Raw genomic sequence first — 13836 nt, forward strand, 5'->3', positions numbered from 1 at the left:
CCCGGGCGGAGCCCACCCCGCCCCGGGCTCACCCGGTGCGCGGCTGGCGCCTGAACAGGGTGCGCAGGCCCAGCACCAGGACGACGAGCGCGACGCCGAGGATGACGCCCCGCTGGTAGCGCCCCACGAGGAACTCCAGCCGCTCCAGGTTGCCGCCCACCGCCACGCCCAGCGCCAGCACCAGGGCCGTGTGCGCCACGGCCGACAGCGCCCCGAGCAGCAGCGCGTTGGCGCGCGGCATGTGCGCGGCTCCCGCCGCGACGAAGATGAGCCCGCGGATGCCCGGCAGGAAACGGTTGACGAGCAGGAGCCACGGCCCCTTGCGCCGCATCTGCGCCTGCACCGACTCCAGCCGCGCGTGGGTGATGCCGAAGAAGGCCTCCCCCGGCCGATGCTCGAAGCGGCCCCCCAGCCAGTGTCCCACCTGGTAGTTGATGAGCGCGCCGAGCACACTGCCGGCCACCACCACCCCGAACACCAGCGGCCAGGGATGGTCCCCGCGCACCGCGTACACCCCGCCCAGCAGCGTGATGGTGTCTCCGGGAAAGGGCGGCACCACGTACTCCAGCGCCGCCGCCACGCCGAACACCAGCAGGCCCAAGAGGCCCAGGTGGGCGATGAAGTTGTCGAGGAACTCGACCATGCGCCTCTCGCGGTGAGACTACGAGATGCTCACGGGCGGCGGGGCCGGCAACACCACGCCCCCATATTGGGAGGCGGCGAGCGTGCCACACGCCGCTCCAATGTCCTTGCCCCCCGAGTAGCGCCGCGCGATGGGCGCGCCGAGGATTTGCAGGTGGTCGCGAAACGCCTTGAGCTCCTCGGGAGAGGGCGGCAGGTACTTGCCCTGGGGGTCCGTCACGTCGATGAGATCGACCTTGATGGGGATGCCCTCGAAGGCCTGCTTGAGCGCCACTGCGTCTTCTTCACCCAGGTTGAAGCCGCTGATGGCCACGTAGGCGATCATCGCCCGCTCGCGCCGCACCGTGGCGTACTCCCGGATGGCGTCCACCAGCTCCGGCAGCGGGTGCGCCTTCTCGATGGGCAGCACCTTCAGCCGCTTCTCGGGGATGGCGCTCGTCACCGAGAAGGCCAGCCGGTACGGGTGCCCCTCGCGCACGTAGCGGCGGATGGCCGGCACCATGCCCGCGGTGGAGAAGGTGATGGAGGGCCCGGAGATGGCGAAGCCCGCGGGGTGCGAGAGAATCTGCGCGGCCCTCAAGGTCTCCGTGTAGTTGAGCAGCGGCTCGCCCATGCCCATGAAGACCACGCCGCGCACGGGCCGGTCGGCCTCCTCGCGGATCTGCATCACCTGCTCCAATATTTCCCAGGTGCGCAGGTTGCGCTGGAAGCCCAGCTTGCCCGTCATGCAGAAGTCGCACGCGAGCGCGCAGCCCACCTGGCTGGAGATGCACACCACGTACTTGTGGTCGAAGATGGGGATGCGCACCGCCTCCACCCGGCCCCCGAGAGGCGAGTCGAAGAGGTACTTCACGAAGCCGTCCTCGGCCTTGCGGCGCTCGACGACCGTCAGGCGGGGCATCTCCGCGTGCTCGCGCAGGAAATCCGCCACGCGCTTGGGCACCTGGGGCGCCCGGCACACCTCCTCCACCGTGGAGGCCCCATGGGCGAAGACGGCGGCGAAGACCTTGCGCACCGCCACGGGCGAGGGCTGTACGGGCGCGAGGGCCGCCTCGAGTTCCGGCAGCGACAGCGTCTTGAGGTGGAATTTCACGGGGCGGGTTTGATGCGCGTGCGCAGGAATTCGGTGAGCTTGGCCGAGACTTCCTGGGGCATCTTCTGGGCCAGCGCCTTGCGACACAGCCCCGGCGTGGCCCTGTAGGTGCGCAGGAAGTCGACGCAGGGAGCGCAGCCCGCCAGATGTTCGCGCAGGTGCCGGGTCTCCTCGGGGGACAATTCCCCGTCGAGCATCGACTGCAGCAGGTTGATGGAGTCTTTACACGTGTACATCCGGACCTCGGCCGTGGCCTGCCTCGTCATTCACGAGATGCCCAGCCCCCTCATGGGTTTCACCCACTCGCGTCGCCCTGATTATAGAACCGGTCGATGGCCTCACGAAGAGCAAGCCGGGCCCGGTGCAATCGACTCTTGATGGCGGGAATGGAATCCCCCGTCACCTCGGCGATCTGTTCGTAACTGAGCCCATCCACGTCTTTCAAGAGGAAGACCTCCCGGTAGCCCTCGGGAAGATGGTCGGTCGCCTGCTGGATGGCATGCCCCAGCTCGGCGTCCAGGATGCGCCCCTCGGCATCCCGGCTCCAGTCCCGGGTGGGGTACTCGGTCAGGCTCCCCCGCTCGGTGAACTCCGGGCCCTGGAGCTCTCCCTCGGCCGCCTGCACCACCCGCCGGTGGCGCAGGCGCATCAGGGCGTTGTTCGCCGCGATGCGGTGCACCCATGAGCTGAAGGCGGCATCCCCGCGGAACTCCCGCAGGTGCTGGTAGGCGGAGAGGAAGGTATCCTGGCTGATCTCCGCGGCGTCCGCCTCGGAGCGCGTCATCCGCAGCGCCAGGCCGTACACCTTATCCCGGTGGGCATCCACCAACGCCTCGAAAGCGCTGATGTCGCCCGCCTGAGCCCGCTCCACCAGCTGGCGGTCCTCTTCCTTGACGGCCTCGTCGGACATTTGGTGCGCACCCTCCCAGTCCGGACCGTGCCCGTCAAGCGGACTTGAGTCCCCTCCGGGCGGGCGGCCGGCTCACATGTTGACTGCCCCGGATCCAGAGCCGGTAGGGCTCGTGCGCCCACTCCCCGGCGTAGTCCACCCCGATGCGCGGCCCCCGCGCCACCTGGGCCTCCGCGACGGGCGAGCCCTCCTCCAGATAGAGCGGCGCGCACTGCAGGTCCCAACGATTGTGGCTCAGGGTCAGCCCCATGGCCCGGCACAGCCGCCCCGGGCCGTCCGTGCGCAGCGCCGGGGCCAGGCCCTCCACCGGCTCCACCGCCCGCACCAGCACCGCCGACGCCACCCCCTCCTCGTCCGTCACCACGTTGAAACAGTGATACATCCCATAGATGAGGTAGACGTAGGCGCGCCCCGGTGGACCGAAGAGCACCTCGGTGCGGGCCGTGCGCCCCTTGGACGCGTGACACGCCAGGTCATGTGCCCCCACGTACGCCTCGGTCTCCACGATGCGGCCCACACGCCGCCCCGCCTCCCCCTCGAGCACGAGGTGGGTCCCCAACAGTTCGCGGGCCACGGTGAGCGCGGGGCGCGCATAGAACGAGACGGGCAGGCGCACGCGGGAAGAAGGCATGCCACGCGCGGGAGATTCCCGTCCACGCCGGAACAAGCCCAAGTGTTCTCCAGGAGGTCGAGCCCGACCCCCGGCCACGAACCAAGTGCCAGGACAGTTCACATGGAGGGGTGCGTGGTGCATTGTGCGTGCACCATGTCTTCCACCGGCCGCATCTCCGGTCTCCTCCTGCCCTTGTTCTCCCTCCGCTCGAAGACCGACTTCGGTATCGGTGACTTCGGCGGGCTCGATGGTCTCCTGCGTTGGATGGAGGCGGCGCGCCAGCGCATGTTGATGCTCTTGCCGCTGCTGCCTACCGCGCCCGGGGACCCCAGCCCCTACGCCACGCGCTCGGCGTTCGGCCTCAACGCGCTGTTCATCCACCTGGAGTCACTGCCGGAGTTCCACGCCTCAGGAGGCGAGGCGGCGCTCTCCCCCGACGAGCAGCGCATGCTGGCCGAGGCACGCGCCGCGCCCCGCGTGCGCTACGACCTGGTCTTCCCGCTCAAGAACGCCGCCTTCCGGCGGGCCTTCGACCACTTCGAGCGCACCGAGTGGCCCAAGAGCCCGCGCGCCCAGCAGTTCGCCGCCTGGCGCCAGCAGCAGGGCGAGTGGCTGGAGAGCTACGCGCTCTACACGGCCATCTCCAACGAGCGCAACCAGGCGCCCTGGTGGGAGTGGCCCGAGCCGCTCAAGCACCGCGAGCCCCAGGCCATCCAGGCGGAGACGCAGCGGCTGGAGCGCGAGGTGCGCTACCACGCGTGGCTGCAGTGGGTGGCCGAGACGCAGTGGAACGAGATGCGCGCCCTGGCCAAGAAGCGCGACGTGCTGCTGTGCGGCGACGAGCCCTTCATCATCGGCCAGGATAGCTCGGACGTGTGGGCGCACCCGGACATCCTGCGCCGGGACGCGCGCCTGGGCGTGCCCCCGGACGACTTCTCCGCCACCGGCCAGGACTGGGGCCTGCCCTACTTCGACTTCGCGGAGATGGAGAAGGGCGACTACGGCTGGCTCAAGTCGCGCGCCGCCAAGGCCGCCAGCTACTACGACCTGCGCCGGGTGGACCACGCGGTGGGCTACTTCCGCCAGTGGATCCGCGACGAGAAGACGCCCACCGGGCGCTTCGTCCCCGACAACGAGGAGCAGTGGAAGCTCTACGGCGAGCGCCACTTCCGCCTGCTGTCCAAGGGCGCCGGCATCGTCGCCGAGGACCTGGGCGTCATCCCGCCCTTCGTGCGCACCATCCTCCGGGACCTGAACCTGCCCGGCTACCGCGTGCTGCGCTGGGAGCGCGACGACGGGGTGTACCGCGATCCGCACGCCTTCCCGCCCGTGTCGCTCGTCACCACCGGCACCCACGACACCGAGCCCGTGGCGGACTGGTGGGAGTCCGCCAGTGATGGGGAGCGCCAGGCCATGGCGCGCGTCTACCCCGAGTTCCAGGGCGTGGCCGCCACGCGCGAGTTCACCCCCGCCGTCCACCGCGCCACGCTCGCCGCCGCGCTCAACGCGGGCAGCGACCTGTGCGTGCTGCCCTGGCAGGACGTGCTCGGCACCAAGGACCGCATCAACCTGCCCGGCTCCGTGGGCGACTCCAACTGGGCCTACCGCATCGCCCAGAACACCGAGGATCTGCTCACCCACGAGGAGACGCGTGGGGCGGCCGATCGGCTCGGCCTGCTCACCGCCTCGGCCCGGCGCTGACGCGCTCGCCCCACCCGCCCGGGCGCCTCCCACCCGAGGCCCCGGCGCCACGGGGCGGGTCCGTCAGTCGTCCCGCTCGATGCACTTCACCTGGCCGGGAAAGCCGTCGAAGAGGGTGCACTTGTAGCCCGGCTTCTGGGTCTGGCAATCGAGCCGCTCGCACACGTCCATGAAGACGCACACCGCGGGCGAGCGGCCGTACTCGAAGAACACCTCCATGCAGACCTGACCCTCGTACAGGCAGCCGAAGCTGCCGCAGCCCTCCAGGGGCACGCCGGGGATGCTCAGCGTCTGGCCATCCTTGAGCCGCACCGCCTCGTCCTCGGTCACCCCGCACGCGGTGAGCCCCACCAGCACCACCCCTGCCAGGATTCTCCGGATTGGTCCTCGCATAGGGTGCTGACTTTGGAGCCGCCCCGCCCGGGATGCACGTTTTCACGACTCCAAGTGTCCTCTGGCGGAGAACCCGCGCGGGTGGGGGTTCCCCAGGAGGGCTTCCGGGCTATGTACTCCCCGTGGACGCCGCCTCCTTTTCACTCCGCCCGGTCTTCGCGATCCTCTCCCTGCTCACCCTGTCCGCCGGGTGCGCCCACACCCAGGGCGCCTCGACCGAGGGCCAACCCAAGGTGGTCGCCCTGGACATCAAGGGCACCGACCAGGTCAAGGCCTCCGACATCAAGGAGAAGATCGTCACCACCAAGACACCCTGGTGGCAGCGGCTCAACCCGTTCGGCAAGCCGAGCTACTTCGATCCCAACACCTGGCAGGCGGACCTCAAGCGCATCGTCCGCTTCTACCAGGCCCAGGGCTTCTACGAGGCCCGGGTGGAAGACGCGAAGCAGGAGCCCCAGGGCGAGGACGCCGTCGCGCTGGAGGTGACGGTGCACGAGGGCTCGCCCACGCTCGTCACGAGCCTGAACGTGACGGGCCTGGAGGAGCTGAGCGAGGAGCACCGCTCTCGCGCCCTGGAGGATCTGCCGCTCGCCCAGGGCGCCGTCTTCCGCGAGGAGCAGTGGGCGGTGACGAAGGAGCTGGTGGCGCAGCGCCTGCACGAGCTGGGCTACGCCGAGGCGGAGGTGGGCGGCGAGGTGCGGGTGGACCTGGCGACGCAGGGCGCGACGGTGGACCTGCGGGTAGTGCCCGGGCCGCGCTACCGCTTCGGCAACATCTTCGTCGCCACGGACGCCGATCCCCAGGTGAACCCGCGGCGCATCATCGAGCAGGCCCAGGGCTCGGTGAAGAAGGGCGAGTGGTTCAGCGAGTCGGCGCTGGCGGAGGCCCAGGCGCGCGTCTTCCGCATGGGTGTGTTCGGCGCGGTGAAGGTCAACCGCGGCGCGCCGGACCGCGAGGCGCGCACGGTGCCCGTGGTGGTGGACGTGCGCGAGGCCCCCTTCCGCTCGGTGCGCGCCGGTGGCGGTATCGGTCTGGACGCGGCCCGCCAGGAAATCCGCGTGCTCGGCGAGTGGACGGACCGCAACTTCTTCGGCGGCCTGCGCAAGCTCACCCTCACCGGCCGCGTGGGCTACGCCTTCATCCCCAACATCACCGCCGCGTTCGATCGAGGCGAGGACGGCTCGCCCAACATCAGTACCCCCCACGGGCCCATCTTCCAGTTCTCCGCCCAGTTCGAGCAGCCCCGCTTCCTCGCCCGGGACCTGCGCCTGCAGACGTCCCTCACCGCCGAGCGCGGCCTGGAGCAGGCCTACAACTACCTCGGCGGACGGCTGCGCGGCGGCGTCGTCTGGCAGCCCCGGCCCGACTTCTCCATCTCCCCCACCTACAACCTGGAGCTCTACAACCTCAACGGGCAGCGCGGCAGCGTGGACCAGGCGACCGCCCCGGCGATCCTGCTGGGCTGTCCGGAGGACGGTGACCGCGCCGAGTGCAACATCTCCGTGAGCTACCTGGAGCAGTTCATCGAGCTCAACCGCCGGGATGATCCGCTCGCGCCCCGCCGCGGCTTCTACGCCTCACTGTCCCTGCAGGAGGGCGGCGGCCCCCTGCTCGGCCAGTACACGTTCGTGCGCATCCTGCCGGACCTGCGCGGCTACTACACCTTCGGGCCCAGGGATCGCTTCACGCTCGCGGCCCGGCTGCGCATGGGCACCCTGCTCACGCCCGCCGGCCAGGACAGCGCCATCGTCAACCGCTTCTTCCTGGGCGGCGGCGCCTCCATGCGCGGCTTCAACACCCGCCGGCTCTCGCCCATGAGTGCAATCAGCTCCACCTCCGAGCAGCTCGCGGACCACCTCGTCCCCATCGGCGGCAACAGCCTGCTGGAGACGAGCGTGGAACTGCGCGTGAAGTTGTTCTCGGAACTCACGCTCGCCCTCTTCCACGACTCGGGGCTCGCGGGCATCGGGCCGCTCAACTTCGGGCCCCACCGGGACGACATCCGCCTGGAGAGCGGCCGCGTCTTTGGCGACTATCACTATCAGGCCGTGGGCCTGGGTCTGCGCTACTCCACCATCGTCGGCCCCATCCGGGTGGATGTCGCCCGGAGGTTGAATATCGGCCAGCCGCTGCCCATCTTGGGCTCCACGGTTGGTGCACTCTCCAACCTGGAGAGTGACGCCACCTGTTTTGGACTGTTTGAACTGAAGGGCGAGGCGAAGAAGAAATATGCGGGCGCTCCCGAGGGCCTCTGCACGTTCTTCCTCTCGATTGGAGAGGCGTTTTGAGCACACCGCATCCCACCCGTGCCCGACGCTGGGGCCGCCGACTCCTCTGGGGCCTCGTGGGCCTCATCGGGCTCGTGCTCGTGCTGGTGGCAGGCGCCCTCGTCTACCTCATGACTCCGCCGGGCGAGGCCCGCCTGCGCGACTTCGCCCTCACCCAGGCCAATGAGCAGCTGTCTGGCCGGCTGGAACTCGCCGGGCTGGACCTGGGGCCGCTCTCGCTCGTGCTCTCGGGGGTGAAGCTGTACGACCCCGACAACGAGCTGGTGGCCGAGCTGGAGCAACTGGAAGTGCGCGTGGCGCTCCTGCCCCTGCTGCGCAAGCACGTCGTGGTGAAGCTCGTGGGTCTCGACGAGCCCCACCTCTTCCTGCGCCAGGACGCACGCGGGCTCAACCTCTCGCGCGCCATCGCCTTGCGCAACCCCTCCGAGCCCAAGCCGGAGGATCCCAACGCGCCCCGCGGCACGCTGCGCTTCACCCTGGAGGAGCTGCGCTTGAAGGGCGGCGCGGTGGCCTTCGTGTCGGAGTCTCCCCAGGGCAACCAGGAGGTGCGCCTCGAGGGCCTGGAGGCCGGGGGCTCGGCCTCCTGGGCCGCCGCCACCGAGGCGCTCGCCGCGAAGCTCGACGCCACCGCCCGCCTGGCCAGTCCCCAGCAGGGCCCCGTGCGGCTCGCGCTCCAGGCCGGAGGTGAGGAAGGCCGGCTGAACGCCCAGGTGGACTTCACCGCCCCCGGGCTCGAATTGCAGGGCAGCGGCGCCATGGAGGGCGAGGAGACGCTGCGCGCCGAGGTGAAGAAGCTCCGCCTGGAGCCCGCGCTGGCGCGCGCCGTGCTGCCCTCCTATCCCGTGGCCGCGCCCGTCACCCTCGCGGGGACGGTGGCCAAGACGGGCGACGTCGTGCGCGTGGACCTCAACGCCCAGGCCGCCGACGGCACCGCCACGGCCCAGGGCGACGTGAACCTCGAGACGTTCATCACCCAGGGCTTCACCGTGCGCGTGCGCGACCTGGATCTCTCCAAGCTGCTGGGCGGTGGGCCCCACTCCACGCTCGCGGCGGAGCTGCTCGTGCGCGGCGGCGGCAAGAGCCTGGACACGCTCGAGGGCACCCTGGACTTCACCATGCCCGCCTCGCCCATCGAGGGACAGACGCTGGGCCCGGTGGACATCCACGCGAGCGCCAAGGACGGACGCTTCACCCTCACCCAGCTCCAGGCACGCGCCCCCGGCCTCAGCCTCTACGCGAGTGGCGCGGGCACGCAGGAGAAGCTCAAGGTGGAGGGCAGGCTCGTGGCGGCCGACCTCGGTGCCTTCGCCCACACCGTGGGCCGGCTGGGCCCCGGCGGCGCGCCCATGCCCCTGTCGGGCCACGGCTCGCTCGACTTCGCCGCGTCCGGGCCCGTGCGCGCGCCCGCCGTCAGCCTCGTGGGCGGCTTCGACACGCTCGCCTGGGCGGACACCTCCCTCCAGGGACTCACCGTCGACGTGCGCCTGCCCGACGCCACCCAGCCGCTCACCACGGATGCCCGGCTCCAGGTGAACCAGCTCACCGCCGGAGGCCGCACCTACAAGAACCTGCGCGCCCTCGTCGGCACCAAGGGCCGCCAGCTCGAGGTCTCCGTGCACGCCGAGGGCGATGCGCCCCTCGAGCTCGCGCTGTGGGGCACCCTGGACAAGGACAACGCGGGCCTCGCGCTCGAGGACGTCACCCTCAAGTACCCGGAGGCGGCCTGGACGCTGCAACACCCCACGCACGTCACCTGGGGGGGTGGCCGCGTGGAGGTGGAGCCCGCGCTGTCGCTCACCTCCGGCGGGCAGGGCTTGTCGCTCGCCCTGAAGATGCAGGGGGAGTCCATCCGCGCGCACGCCGAGCTGCGCGCCCTGGATCTCAACCGCCTGCCCAAGGCCTACCTGCCCGCGTCCTTCGACGTGGCGGGATTGATTTCCGGCGAGGTGTCCGTGAACGGGCGCATGTCCCGGCCGGATGCCCGGGCCCAGCTCAAGTTGAGCGGTGGCCGCTACCAGCAGTACTCGGACCTGGCGTTCGACCTGGACGGCCGCTACGCGCGTGACCGCGCCACCGGGACCTTCACCGCGAGCGCGCCCGCGCTGCGCGTCTCCAGCCACTTCGACGTGCCGGTCCAGGGTCTCATGAAGCACCGCCGCGAGCCCGTGGACCTGGAGCTCATCCTGGACCACCTGGACATCGGCCCCGCGCTGCGCATGGCCGGCCAGCCCGAGACGGCCACCGGCCGGCTGTCCGGGAAGGTGACCCTCAAGGGCATGGCGAACGACCCGCGGCTGGACCTCGCGCTCCAGGGCGCGGATCTGCGCTACTGGGGAGCGGTCTCCGCGACGAACTCCGAGCAGGCCCCGCCCGTGCCCCTCGCCCTCGGCGCGCTCCCGCCCCAGCTGGCCGGAGAGCAGCTCGGCTTCGAGCTCACCGCGAAGTCGGACGAGCAGGACGGCACGCTCAGCGCGACCCTCCACCTGCGCGGCCTCGCCCAGAAGGCCACCGCCACCCTGGAGACGCCCTTCACCCTGGGCGGGCTCATCGCCCGTCCGCCCACCGCGGCGCAGGCCATGGACACCCCCATGCGCGCGCTGCGCGCCGAGGTCGTCGACATGCCGCTCGCGCTGCTGTCGCAGTACGGGCTGGCCACCGACGCGAGCGGCAAGCTCTCCATGACGGCCCACCTCACCGGTCCGCTGCTCGCGCCCGAGGGGGAGCTGAAGGTGCAGGCCCGCCGGGCGACGGTCAGTGGCGTCGTGCCCCTGGATGGAGACCTCGCCGTGGTCACCGGTCCCTCCTCCGTGAAGATTCAGCTCGAGGCCCGGCGCGAGGAGACGCTGCTCGCGCAGTTGGAGGCCCACGTGCGCGCCTCGCTCGTGGCGCTGCAGGACCAGGACGTGGTGGGCCATGTGCCCTTCACCCTCACCGCGCGCGCGGGCCCCCTGTCCCAGCGCGAGCTGCAGGGACTGGCCAGCATCTCCCCGCGGGCCGCCCTCGATGCCCGCTGCCGCGGGAGCGAGCCTCAGCCCCAGGAGCAGAACAACACCTCCGAGCCCCAGAACGTCGTCGCCTTGAGCCTGAGCGCGCGCGGCACGCTGAACGCTCCCCAGGTGGACCTCACCGCCGGCGTGCAGAACATCGGCGTGCGGGAGCTGGGACTCGGCCAGGCGCGGCTGCACTACACCTACGCCGACGCGCGCTCCGCCTTCGACGCGCTCCTCACCTCGCCCAAGGGCGGCACGCTCACCGCCCGGGGCCATGCCACACAGGACCTGTCCCTGCCCGCGCTGCGCCAGGGCATGGACACCCGCCGCATCCCCCTGGTGGTGGAGCTGGACTCGCACCAGTTCGATCTCTCCTTCCTCTCCGGCGCCCGGCTGCCCATGGTGCGCGCCATCGGCGGCGAGCTGGTGATGAACAAGGTGCGCGTGGACGGCACGCTCGGGGCGCCCAAGCTGCAGGGCCAGCTCGAGTGGAAGCAGGGCCGGCTCTCGCTGGATGGAATGGGCGACTACCGCGACGTGCACGTGGCGCTCGCCGTGGACGACCAGCGCATCGCGCTCTCCGACTTCTCCGCCCAGAGCGGCCAGGGCCGCCTCAAGCTCAAGGCCGAGGGGACGCGCACGGCGTCCGGCTCGTTCAACCTCACGGGCGAGGGCAACCTGGACGACTTCCCGCTCGTGCTCGACGATCAGCTCTTCGCCATCATCCAGCTGCGCACCGAGTTCGAGGGGGACATCTCCAAGACGGCCCAGTTCATCAACCTGCGCAACCTCTCCATTCCCGAGGCCCACATCAAACTGCCGGAGGAGAAGCGCAAGGACTTGCAGGTGCTCGATCGGCCCGAGGGCATCGTGCTCACGTGCCAGGGCCAGCCGATGAATCCGGCCCAGGCCGAGGCCCCCCCCACGGACACCGCCACGGGCGGCGCTGGCCCCACCCAGCCCGAGCCCCAGCGCCAGTACCGCATCAACATCAACGCCCCGCGCAACCTCTGGGTCCAGGGCGCCGACGTCAACGTGGAGGTTGGCCTGTCGGAGAACTTCCGCGTCGAGTACGCGGACACCGCCTCCATCTACGGCGAGGTGCACGTGCATCGCGGCGAGGTGGAGGTGCTCGGCCGGCGCTTCAACATCCAGAACTCCAGCCAGGTGCGCTTCACCGGCCCCGCGGCCGCGCCCTACATCAACGCCACCGCCGAGTACAAGAACGAGAGCGCGGGCGTGACGGTGTATGTCGCCGTGCGCGGCCAGGGCAAGGACTTCACCATCAAGCCCACGAGCGATCCGCCGCTGCCGGAGACGGACATCTACACGCTGCTGGCCACGGGCCGGCGCACGCTCAAGGCGGGCTCGGGCGCCTCGTCGATGAACCAGGGCCAGGTGGCCTCGGTGCTTGGCTCGCTCCTGGCCTCGCAGGCCAAGAAGGCCCTGGCGGCGAAGCTGCCGCTGGACGTGCTCACCATCGAGTCCGGTGACGAGGGCCTCGCGGGCGCGCGACTGGAGGTGGGCAAGTACCTCACGGACAAGCTCTACCTGGGCTACAGCGGCCGGTTGGGCTCGCCCCAGAACCAGTCCACCACGCGGCGGGAGAACGCCAACTCCGTGCGGCTGGAGTACCAGTTCGGCCCGCGCTGGGGCGTGGAGGCCGAGTACGGCGACGCCCAGGTGGGTGGCGCGGACTTCATCTGGAGCAAGGAGTACTGAGGCGCCTCCAGCAACCACAGGTGGCTCACCCGCCTGGCCCTGCTATTTCGCGCGCAGAGGGTGAAATGACACACCCTTCAGGCCCAAGCCGCGGCAGGCTTCGGCGAAACGCCCCGTGCAGACGATGACGGTGGAGAAGTCCTCCAACCGGAAGACGTCCAGGTGCGTCGGAAGCGTGCTGAGGTCCAACAGGAGATTGTCGGGCAAGCGAAGTCCACGACGGCCGCAGCGAGGGCAAGGCGGCTTGGGGTTCGGTGGCAGGCAATCTGGATGGGCACGGCCCGTGACGACGAGTTCCAACTCGAGGAGCTCGGGTGGTGAGCGCTGACGGAAGCGCAATTCGGTGCGGCAGCCCTTGAGGCCGCGCACACCTTCGGCCTGGAGCTTTTCCAGTGCCGTGCGCTCTACCAACAGCCACCAGGGATAGGGGGACACGAGCGGCCCGAAGCGGCCCTGGGCCTTACCTACGAGGGGGCCAAGCGCCGTGCCCGGCTCCAGCATTGCTCCCGGCGGCAGATAAGGGCGCACCAGTCCACACAGTCGTTCATACTCTTCAAGGGGCTCTGCTCGCGCTTCCTCGAAGTCTGCCTTGGTGGCGATAGGCGTGAGGTCCACCGAAGGATAGGCGATGGAGTTGTCACCCCAAGTGGCTCCGCAGCCAGGACACTCAAAGACACCCGGCAGCTTCCATTTGTGGGCGGCGTCAATATCGCCCGTATATTCCGAAGATGATGTGTCTTCCTTGATTCTGAAATACGGCATCCATGTGCTCCAAGACTCAGCCCTGACAATAAGGCGTGAGAGGGCCGTTCACGCCAAATCGCAACATGAGTTCAAATGCGAATCGCCAGACTTCCTCCGCGGTGGCGCCCTTGTTCTCATCGCGGAATTGCCGCCAGGCGGCATTCCATTGGCCACCCTTGGGTTCGCCGCTGTGGAGTCTTCGATGAACGCTCTTGGGAAGACTGATGGTGAAGGCATGGATATCGATGCGCTTGATCTTGAACCACTCCGCCAGGTCTTGGGCTTGCGGAAAGATGTGATGCTTCTCGAGTGGCTCGGGCGGAAGCATGCACCCGAGAGAATGTCGCCGCTGTTGCGCGAGCTGCTCGCGGGTCTTCCTGTTGTGCCAGGGAATCTCGAAGACCGGTTCCTGGTAGCTGGGTGCCGCCAGGGTGCGTCCCCACCATCGACCAGGTGTTCCCACCAGGGGCGGCCGCATGGCCTGGGGCATGGGTCCGCGTACCAGCACCACGGCAGGAGGGGCTTCGTCCACCTCCACCAGATCCTGGCAGCGCCAGAGGGCGCAGCGTGCCTCGTCACACTGAGGCACCACGCAGCTCGGGTCTTCCCGGGCCTCCTCCCATGAGGACATGGACTCCTGTGCTTCGTCGTCCCCGCGCGCATCGAGGGCCGAGGTGGCGCAGGCTGTCAGCAGCACACAGAGAAGCGCGAGCCATCGTGGACAGGGAAGGGGGCGCATG

At 69.9% G+C, this 13836-nt stretch carries 11 protein-coding genes; 3 read left to right on the forward strand and 8 right to left on the reverse strand.

Features of this window, described 5'->3' with window-relative positions; genetic code table 11:
• Positions 1-28 precede the first annotated feature (28 nt).
• Genes F0U63_RS43360 through F0U63_RS43380 form a run of 5 tightly spaced genes read right to left on the reverse strand, consistent with a single transcriptional unit; the run spans position 29 to position 3276 of the window.
• Positions 29-643, reverse strand: a complete 615-nt coding sequence (locus F0U63_RS43360) for a DedA family protein (protein WP_395840221.1) — start codon at positions 641-643, stop codon at positions 29-31.
• A gap of 18 nt (positions 644-661) precedes the next feature.
• The gene (locus F0U63_RS43365) at positions 662-1735 is read right to left on the reverse strand and encodes a radical SAM protein (RefSeq protein WP_395840224.1); all 1074 of its coding nucleotides are present in this window, start codon (positions 1733-1735) and stop codon (positions 662-664) included.
• Positions 1732-1971 (reverse strand): anti-sigma factor, encoded by a 240-nt coding sequence (locus tag F0U63_RS43370; protein ID WP_002622638.1) that lies wholly within the window; start codon positions 1969-1971, stop codon positions 1732-1734. The genes F0U63_RS43365 and F0U63_RS43370 overlap by 4 nt, the downstream gene beginning before the upstream one ends.
• A 59-nt stretch (positions 1972-2030) precedes the next feature.
• Positions 2031-2645 carry an RNA polymerase sigma factor gene (locus F0U63_RS43375; RefSeq protein WP_395840227.1) on the reverse strand — a complete coding sequence of 205 codons (615 nt, stop codon included), beginning with the start codon at positions 2643-2645 and terminating at the stop codon, positions 2031-2033.
• Between the two features lie 34 nt (positions 2646-2679).
• Entirely contained in the window at positions 2680-3276 is a 597-nt protein-coding gene (locus F0U63_RS43380; RefSeq protein ID WP_395840229.1) for a DNA-3-methyladenine glycosylase, read from the reverse strand.
• A 135-nt stretch (positions 3277-3411) separates the two neighbouring features.
• Here F0U63_RS43380 and F0U63_RS43385 point away from each other — a divergent pair, with 135 nt between their 5' ends.
• Positions 3412-4959: a 4-alpha-glucanotransferase gene (locus F0U63_RS43385; protein ID WP_395840231.1), complete on the forward strand. Its 1548-nt coding sequence runs from the start codon at positions 3412-3414 to the stop codon at positions 4957-4959.
• Between the two features lie 63 nt (positions 4960-5022).
• On the opposite strand, the gene F0U63_RS43390 is transcribed toward F0U63_RS43385, so the two are convergent.
• A complete protein-coding gene (locus F0U63_RS43390; protein WP_395840234.1) occupies positions 5023-5352 on the reverse strand; it encodes a hypothetical protein in 330 nt (109 codons plus the stop codon).
• Positions 5353-5474: 122 nt separating this feature from the next.
• Here F0U63_RS43390 and F0U63_RS43395 point away from each other — a divergent pair, with 122 nt between their 5' ends.
• Positions 5475-7640, forward strand: coding sequence for a BamA/TamA family outer membrane protein (locus F0U63_RS43395; protein ID WP_395840236.1), 2166 nt, complete (start codon positions 5475-5477; stop codon positions 7638-7640).
• Positions 7637-12352, forward strand: a complete 4716-nt coding sequence (locus F0U63_RS43400) for a translocation/assembly module TamB domain-containing protein (protein WP_395840238.1) — start codon at positions 7637-7639, stop codon at positions 12350-12352. The genes F0U63_RS43395 and F0U63_RS43400 overlap by 4 nt, the downstream gene beginning before the upstream one ends.
• Positions 12353-12394: 42 nt before the next feature.
• Here F0U63_RS43400 and F0U63_RS43405 read toward each other — a convergent pair whose 3' ends face one another.
• On the reverse strand, positions 12395-13114 hold the full coding sequence (locus F0U63_RS43405; protein WP_395840241.1) for a double-CXXCG motif protein: 720 nt from the start codon (positions 13112-13114) through the stop codon (positions 12395-12397).
• 16 nt (positions 13115-13130) lie between these two features.
• Entirely contained in the window at positions 13131-13835 is a 705-nt protein-coding gene (locus tag F0U63_RS43410) for a TIGR02269 family lipoprotein (protein ID WP_395840243.1), read from the reverse strand.
• Between the last annotated feature and the right edge of the window lies 1 nt (position 13836).

The organism is Cystobacter fuscus (genome assembly GCF_044360685.1).
Taxonomy (GTDB): Bacteria; Myxococcota; Myxococcia; order Myxococcales; family Myxococcaceae; genus Cystobacter; species Cystobacter fuscus_C.